Raw genomic sequence first — 7611 nt, forward strand, 5'->3', positions numbered from 1 at the left:
TGCCATCAAATCGGGTCATGTGCCCGTCAGGTTATAGGAGAACAAGCATGGTTCGCGCCATCATGATTCAGGGTACCGGCAGCAATGTGGGTAAATCGGTTTTGGTGGCCGGGCTGGCTCGCGCCTATACACGACGCGGGCTGCGCGTGGCTCCGTTCAAGCCGCAGAACATGTCAAACAACGCCGCCGTAACCGAAAACGGCGGCGAGATCGGGCGCGCGCAGGCGCTTCAGGCGTGGGCAGCGAACAGGCCGACGCATACGGATATGAACCCGATTCTGCTCAAACCCGAAACCGACACGGGGGCGCAGATCATCGTGCAGGGGCAGCGGGCTGGAACGATGAAGGCGGGTGACTACCGCAAGGACAAATCCAAGCTGCTGGGGGCTGCGCTGGAAAGCTTTGACCGGCTCTGTGCGGATGCCGATCTGGTTCTGGTCGAGGGCGCAGGCAGTCCGGCTGAAACCAACCTGCGTAAGGGAGATATTGCCAATATGGGCTTTGCCTGCGCCGCAGGTGTGCCGGTCGTGCTGGTCGGCGACATTCACCGCGGCGGTGTAATCGCACAGATTGTAGGCACGCAGGCAGTGCTGGAAGCCAGCGATCTAGCGATGATCAAGGGCTTTGCGGTGAACCGCTTCAAAGGCGATGTATCCCTTTTCGATGAAGGGCGTGACGATATCGCAGCGCGGACCGGTTGGGCCTGCGTGGGTGTCGTGCCGTGGTTCAACGACGCATGGAAACTGCCTGCCGAGGATATGATGGACATCCGCTCTCACGCGGGCGGGACCTGCAAAGTGGTGGTGCCGCAACTTGAGCGGATGGCCAATTTTGACGATCTGGACCCGCTCTCGGCTGAACCAGGCATCACGGTCGAGATCGTCCCTGCGGGGCGCCCCCTGCCCGGCGATGCTGACCTTGTGCTGCTGCCAGGCAGTAAATCCACTATCGGCGACCTGATCTATTTCCGGGCGCAGGGGTGGGATGTGGACCTCTATGGCCATGTGCGGCGCGGTGGTCATGTTTTGGGCCTGTGTGGCGGGTATCAGATGCTGGGCAATACCATCTCCGATCCCGGCGGCGTCGATGGTCGACCAGGAACAGTCGATGGGCTGGGCTTGCTGGACGTCGATACCATCATGGCTGGCCAGAAGCAGGTCACGTTGCGGCAGGCACATGCGGTTCCCGGCAAAGAACCGGTGTCAGGCTATGAAATCCATATGGGCCGGACCGAGGGCCCCGACTGCGCCCGCGCTTGGCTGGAGGTTGAAGGTCGGCCCGAGGGTGCCGCAGACAAAACTGGACGTATTCGCGGCAGCTATCTGCACGGGATATTTTCGTCCGATGCGTTCCGCGCGCGTTACCTGTCGGAATTGGGGGCTGTCTCAGAGATCTATTACGAGGACGGCGTGGACGAGACGCTGGACGCATTGGCCAACCATCTTGAGCAGCATATGGATTTGGATCAGCTTTTGGAACTGGCGCAACAGCCCTGCCGGGCCTAGCGTCTAGCTGGATTCCAGCTCAGCCAAAGCCCGATAAATCTCGCGCCGGACCATTTTTCGCACGTTGCGGGTAAAGCGTTCGCCCAGCACGCCCTGAAGCTCTTCCCGCACGACCTGCGCGATAAGCTGGCGCAACGCGTCTTCATCCATCGCAGGAGGTTCAGGCTGTTCTTCAGCCTCGGTCGCCGCGATGACCTCGGGGTCACGGATGAAGGTTGCTTTGGTGTCCGAGAGCCCCTCTTCCACCACTTCATCCTCTTTGGCTTCGTTCCCGACGCTCCAACCCAAAGCACGGGTCGGAGTTCCAGAATAGGCGTCATCGCTATCACCGTCGGGTTCCCACTGATCCTCGGTGCGGGCAATCGCCGCCTCCAGCGCTTCTATCTTGGAACTCAGGCTGAAACTCGGAACTTTCTCTGGGGTTGGGACGGGTTGCGACGCCTCACTCTCTACTGCATCCCGGGCGCGCAGAACCATAGGTTTGACTGACGCATCCACCACCGGGTCTGCAATGGGTTTACCGTCCTCATTATCCCCGACTCGCAGTGCGTCCGTCAAAACCAATCTACCGGGCTTTCGTGCCAAAGAAGACGGAACGAGATCGGGGATTTTGCGGCCTTCTTCACCGACCAGGCGTTTAATAGAGGACAAAACGTCCTCTACTCTCCCGTCTACGACTTTATCCGTCATTCTTCTCTACCACTCTTTCCTCAGAATCGAGTGTAGCCAAACACTTCGGCCCTCACAACAGATTGTGTCCTGGGTTAGTCGCGGCGCAGGGCCTTGAGTACCCGATCCAGATCCTTGCTCTGCTTGCTAACCTGTGCCGGTGCTTTCTTGACCAGATTGTAATACAGCGTCGGGTCATAGATTTGCACGGCCAGCCCCAAACGCTCGGCCGTCAAAAGACCTTGCGCCTGCAACAACTGATAGGCAGCCCGCGACCGTTCGGTGCGCGATGCAACCTCATTGAGCTGCGCATCCAGCAGGTCTTGCTGTGCGTTCAGAACATCCAGCGTCGTCCGAGCGCCCAAGGTCGCCTCTTCCCGGATGCCGTCAAAGGCCACTTGAGAAGCTCGCACCTGCTCGGTCGATGCGCGCAGGCTGGCCGATGCAGCCTGGAAGTTGGCATAAGCCACGGAAACGCCTTGCGTGATATCTTTCTGTACGTTCAGCAGGTTCGCGCGGGACGCGTCACGGGTCGCCATTGCACGACGGACCTGCGCGGCCAAGGCGCCACCAGCATAGATCGGCTGAGTGAAGGTCAAAGCGACCGTCGCGTCTTCGATTGAATCGTCGTTGTCGTAGCTTTCGGTAATCCCGGCATCCGCGTTCAAAGTAACATTCGGGCCAAGGTTTGCACGCTGCTGAAGAACGGCCAGATCAAAGGCACGAACCTCATGCTGAGATGACAGGATCGCCGGGTGGTTGCGCTGAGCCAGGGCAATCGCCTCCGCCTCTGACCGCGGCAGGTTGGGCAGGCTGGGCTGACCAGCCGTCGCGCCCGGCGCTTTACCTACGGCGTTAACGTATTCGGCCTGCGCCGTGCTCAGGTTCCCGCGCGCAACGGACAATTCCGCCTGAGCGCTGGCAAGCTGCGCCTGCGACAGCGCCACGTCCGTGCGCGTCACCTCGCCCACATCGAAACGGTCCTGCGAAGCGCGGAGTTCCTCGGCAGAAACTTCCACATCGTTCAATTGAATCTGAACGGTTTCTTCCTGAAGAACAACGGCCAAATAAGCATTTACGGCTCGGAACAGCACGGCCTGTTCCACATCAATCAGGCTTTGACGTGTGGACAGAACGATTTCTTGCGCCGATTGCTTGCCCAGAACCGAAAAGCCACCATCGTAGATCAGCTGACTAAGCGTCAGACCAGCAAAGAACGTAGAAGGTTCATTTCGGACCGTCACATCGTCAATGGTCGAGCGGGTATAATCCTGGCTGACCTGAGCGGCAAAGTTGATGATCGGACGCAGCGCGGCCAATGCGATCGCCACATCTTCGTCGGCAGCACGCAGCAAGGCCCGGTTTTGTTCCAACAGCCCGCTGGTGTTATAAGCACCAATGAACGCGTCTGTCAGATTGTCTGCCCATGCGCCCCGACCTGGCACAACACTAAGCGCGATACCAGCCGTCAGCGCCAACGCCTTGACCAGTTTTCCTCCCGCCGTAGAACTCATCACGAAATCCTCTCAAACCAAAATTACGCAGCCCTGCGGACAGTTTGCGCGTTTATGTTCAACTAATCAAGGCGGCAGGACAATCTGTCCCGGAATTATAGCGAAAATACACGATCCGTGGAAAAAGCGCGCAAAACCGGGGCATTGGCATTAAACGCGTGGCGCCAAGTCACGCGTTCGCCGGATTTGTGGCCGATCCGAACAGTTCCCAATTCACCATCCATGAAAAGGCATGCGATCCGGCCATGATCCTTGAGCTGCGCGAGCAACGCGTCAGGCACATGCTCGACCCCGCCCTGAATCAGGATGACATCGTAGGGGCCATGTTCGGTTGCACCCTGCTCCAAAGGCCCGACATGCACGATTGCGTTATCTGCGTCTGCTTCCATCAAAACGGTTTGGGCCTCGGTGGCGAGTTCTTCATCCTCTTCCACCGCAACCACAAGCTGCGCCATCTTTGCAGCAACAGCAGTAGAATACCCCATCGCCGGCGCGATATCGAGTACGACCTCATCATTGGAAATATTCAGCGCATCCAACATTTTGGCAAGCGTCCGAGGCTCCAGCAGGCAGCGACCGTTCCCCAGATCAAGCAGCCCTTCAACATATGCTGCCTCGCGCTGCGCATCGGGCACGAAATTTTCACGCCTGACGCTAAGCATCGCATCGATAATCGGAAATTTCGTGACATCAGAAGGCCGGATTTGCGTATCGACCATAGTGCGGCGCCGGGCTGCGAAATCTGTCATTGGATCGCTCGTTCTATTCCCTTGGATGCTGGGCTTGTGCCATATCCGGATAAAACCGGCAACGGCTCAGGCATCGAAACTTTTGTTGCAGAACAAGAAAGTGAACCTGTTTCCGATACGGCACGCCTGCGCTTGCTGAATTTTCGCCGCAACCCTCTGGACGCCCCAGAAGAAAGCTGTTAAAACGCCTGTCACACCACAGCAAGTATTTGATTTTACTTGAAAAGGCGAGTTGGCGGAGTGGTGACGCAGCGGATTGCAAATCCGTGTACACCGGTTCGATTCCGGTACTCGCCTCCACTCTCTCTACAAAACAGACTATTCCACTGACGCGCGGCTTGCGTCATTCGGCCCCACGCCCCTGAGGGATGACCTCGTATCCGGGCTCTTCCGGTTCGTCGTCCTCCATCTCGGGCGGAAAACCGGAGGCTGTGATGTCTAGACCGGTTGCATCCTCCAGACGTCGGATGATGTTGGGAGACAATTCACGCTCGCCATAGCGGGCAATTCCGTCCTCGAAAATCTGGATCATGACCGGGTTGATCTCCAGCGGTACACCGGCGCGGTCAGCGACGTCCTGAAACAGCCCGATATCCTTTTTCACAAGGTCCATCGTAAAGGCAATGTCGCGTGATCCGTTCAGGATCACCTGGCTTTCGGTCTCATGCACAAAGGAAGTACCTGATGAAATCTTGATCGCCTCATAAGTCGTGTTCAGGTCCATCCCGGCGGCCTTGGCGGTCACGAGCGCTTCGGCGCAGGTAATCAGGTTTGCCGTCGCCAGGTAGTTGGTCAGCACCTTAAGCACCGAGGCCGAGCCCAACTCGCCCGTGTGCAGCACGCGGCGGCCCATCGTGGTCAGAAAGGGTAGGATACGTTCGAACGTCGCGCGGTCGCAGCCCGCGAAGATCGAGATATTGCCCGTCGCCGCCCTATGGCACCCGCCCGAGACGGGGCAGTCTACTGCCGCCCCTCCGCGTTCGATGACCTGCGCACCCAGCCGCTTGACCTCGGCCTCGTCGGTGGTGGACATCTCCATCCAGATCTTGCCGGGGCCGACCTCGGGCAGCATCTCCTGCATCACGGCGTCCGAGGCAGCAGGCGATGGCAGACAGGTGATCACCGCGTCGCAATCGCGCATCAGCTGGGCCGGGCTTTCGGCGGCCTTGGCCCCCTGCGCCACGAAGCCCGCGACCAGATCAGGGTTCAGATCGTGCACCGTCAGGTCGATCCCGTTGCGCAGCAAAGACCCGGACAGTTTGCCGCCCACATTGCCCAGTCCGATAAAGCCCACTCTCATGCGACACGTCTCCCTGTTTGCGCCGTTTCGGTCATGGCAGCACGGGGTTGCGGGCTTCGTCATGCCGCCCAGCGACGCTTACAGGTCGCTTTTCCACCGTTGCTTCACAGATGCTTGCGACTCGCTTGACAAGCCCCGGCCCGGTGCCGCATGTCCGATCCGTTGGTGTCCTCTGCACGAGGATGAAAAGGGAATGCGTCAACGGATCATCCGCCAAACGCAGCCGCCCCCGCGACCGTGACCGGAGAGGGTGCCCAAGCCACTGGCCAAACAGGCCGGGAAGGCGGGACATCCGACAGGGCAATTGCCCTGACATCCGCAAGCCGGGAGACCTGCCAGCACCCGCGATTGAAACCGGACGGGGTGTTCCGGTGTCGGGTCAAATGCGACCCGCTTGAAACCCCGTCCCCCACGATGAGGATTTGGGGGGATGAGAGACATGACCGAGACCGCTCCGGTCGAGCTGCTGGTTTGCACCACCTGCCGCCGCGGCCTACCTGTTGAAGATGACGCAGACCGCCCCGGCACGTTGTTGCACAAGGCGCTGGAACAGGCCGATCTGCCCGAAGGCGTAACGCTGAGAGCCGTCGAGTGCCTTTCGAATTGCGATCAGGGCTGTTCCATCGTTCTGCGCGGCGGACCCGAGCGCTGGACCTTTGTTTATGAGAACCTGAACGAGGTCGATCATGTCGACGTGATCGTCGACGGCGCGACCAAGTATCTGGCCACCGAAGACGGCTTGGTCAAATGGCGCGAGCGCCCCGAACATTTCCGCAAAAACTGCGCCTCGCGCATTCCCCCGATTGGAGCCTGACATGTCCACCCTCGAAAAACTCCCCGTTACTGTGATCACCGGCTTTCTGGGCTCGGGTAAAACCACGCTGGTGCGGCACCTGATGCAGAACCCGCAGGGCAAGCGTCTGGCCGTTGTGGTTAATGAATTCGGCGACGTCGGCGTGGATGGCGATATCCTGAAGTCCTGCGCCATTCCCGATTGCCCGGCGGAAAACATCATGGAACTGGCCAATGGCTGCATTTGCTGCACCGTGGCCGATGATTTCATCCCCACGATCGAGGCGCTGATGGCGCTGGAGCCGCGCCCCGAGCATATCCTGATCGAAACCTCGGGCCTTGCGCTGCCGAAACCGCTTCTGAAAGCGTTCGACTGGCCCGATATCCGCTCGAAAATTACCGTGGATGGCGTGATCGCGCTGGCCGATGCCGAGGCGGTGGCCGCTGGTCGGTTCGCGCCGAATGTCGAGGCAGTGGATGCCCAGCGCATGGCCGACGATTCCATCGACCATGAAACCCCTCTGTCCGAAGTGTTCGAAGATCAGATCTCCTGCGCCGATATCATCCTTCTGACCAAGCCTGATCTGGCCGGCCCCGAAGGTGTCGCCAAAGCCAAAGAGATTATCGCCGCCGAGGCCCCGCGTCCTCTGCCCGTGGTCGAAGTGGCCGAAGGTGTGGTGGACGTGCGCGTCGTGCTGGGTCTTGAGGCTGCCGCCGAGGATGACATGGAGGCGCGGCCTTCGCATCATGACGGTCATCACGATCATGAACATGACGATTTCGAAAGCATCATCGTCGAGCTGCCGGAACAGACCGACCCGGCCGATCTGGTCGCGAAAATCGAACGTCTTGCCAAAGAACTGAACATCCTGCGCGTCAAGGGCTATGCCGCTGTTAAGGGCAAGCCAATGCGCCTTCTAGTTCAGGCTGTGGGCGCGCGCGTGCGTCATCAGTACGACCGTCCGTGGCAGCCCGGCGAAGAGCGCCGTTCGCGTCTGGTGGTGATTGCCGAGCATGACGACATCAAAGAGGCTGAAATCCGCGACATCCTCGTGGGCGTCACCGAGGCTGCCGAGTAAACC

The 7611-nt window shown here is 59.5% G+C and carries 7 protein-coding genes, 1 tRNA gene and 1 riboswitch; of the genes, 4 read left to right on the forward strand and 4 right to left on the reverse strand.

Translation table 11 applies throughout. The annotated features are described in order from the left end of the window. Nucleotides 1-47: 47 nt before the first annotated feature. Nucleotides 48-1505 (forward strand): cobyric acid synthase, encoded by a 1458-nt coding sequence (locus ACR3E7_RS07990; protein WP_480502653.1) that lies wholly within the window; start codon nucleotides 48-50, stop codon nucleotides 1503-1505. A 3-nt stretch (nucleotides 1506-1508) separates the two neighbouring features. Here the strand turns inward: ACR3E7_RS07990 and ACR3E7_RS07995 are convergent, their stop codons facing one another. The 3 genes from ACR3E7_RS07995 to ACR3E7_RS08005 all read right to left on the reverse strand — a co-directional run bounded on the left by ACR3E7_RS07995 (nucleotide 1509) and on the right by ACR3E7_RS08005 (nucleotide 4437). After that, complete coding sequence (locus ACR3E7_RS07995) at nucleotides 1509-2156, reverse strand: hypothetical protein (RefSeq protein ID WP_480537059.1); 648 nt, start codon at nucleotides 2154-2156, stop codon at nucleotides 1509-1511. Between the two features lie 113 nt (nucleotides 2157-2269). After that, nucleotides 2270-3688, reverse strand: coding sequence for a TolC family outer membrane protein (locus tag ACR3E7_RS08000; RefSeq protein WP_170788919.1), 1419 nt, complete (start codon nucleotides 3686-3688; stop codon nucleotides 2270-2272). Between the two features lie 95 nt (nucleotides 3689-3783). Next, nucleotides 3784-4437, reverse strand: a complete 654-nt coding sequence (locus ACR3E7_RS08005) for a protein-L-isoaspartate O-methyltransferase family protein (RefSeq protein ID WP_170770250.1) — start codon at nucleotides 4435-4437, stop codon at nucleotides 3784-3786. 226 nt (nucleotides 4438-4663) lie between these two features. On the opposite strand from ACR3E7_RS08005, the gene ACR3E7_RS08010 reads away from it, so the two are divergent. Next, nucleotides 4664-4737, forward strand: a tRNA-Cys gene (locus tag ACR3E7_RS08010). A 43-nt stretch (nucleotides 4738-4780) separates the two neighbouring features. On the opposite strand, the gene ACR3E7_RS08015 is transcribed toward ACR3E7_RS08010, so the two are convergent. Further along, complete coding sequence (locus ACR3E7_RS08015) at nucleotides 4781-5737, reverse strand: NAD(P)-dependent oxidoreductase (RefSeq protein ID WP_480502655.1); 957 nt, start codon at nucleotides 5735-5737, stop codon at nucleotides 4781-4783. Between the two features lie 146 nt (nucleotides 5738-5883). Continuing rightward, nucleotides 5884-6091, forward strand: a riboswitch (cobalamin riboswitch). Nucleotides 6092-6176: 85 nt separating this feature from the next. Here ACR3E7_RS08015 and ACR3E7_RS08020 point away from each other — a divergent pair. Both ACR3E7_RS08020 and cobW read left to right on the forward strand, forming a co-directional pair. Beyond that, on the forward strand, nucleotides 6177-6551 hold the full coding sequence (locus ACR3E7_RS08020) for a DUF1636 family protein (protein ID WP_170788921.1): 375 nt from the start codon (nucleotides 6177-6179) through the stop codon (nucleotides 6549-6551). Nucleotide 6552: 1 nt separating this feature from the next. Beyond that, complete coding sequence (gene cobW / locus ACR3E7_RS08025; protein WP_170788922.1) at nucleotides 6553-7608, forward strand: cobalamin biosynthesis protein CobW; 1056 nt, start codon at nucleotides 6553-6555, stop codon at nucleotides 7606-7608. Nucleotides 7609-7611 lie beyond the last annotated feature (3 nt).

The sequence above is a fragment of the Ruegeria sp. BK1 genome (assembly GCF_056535645.1).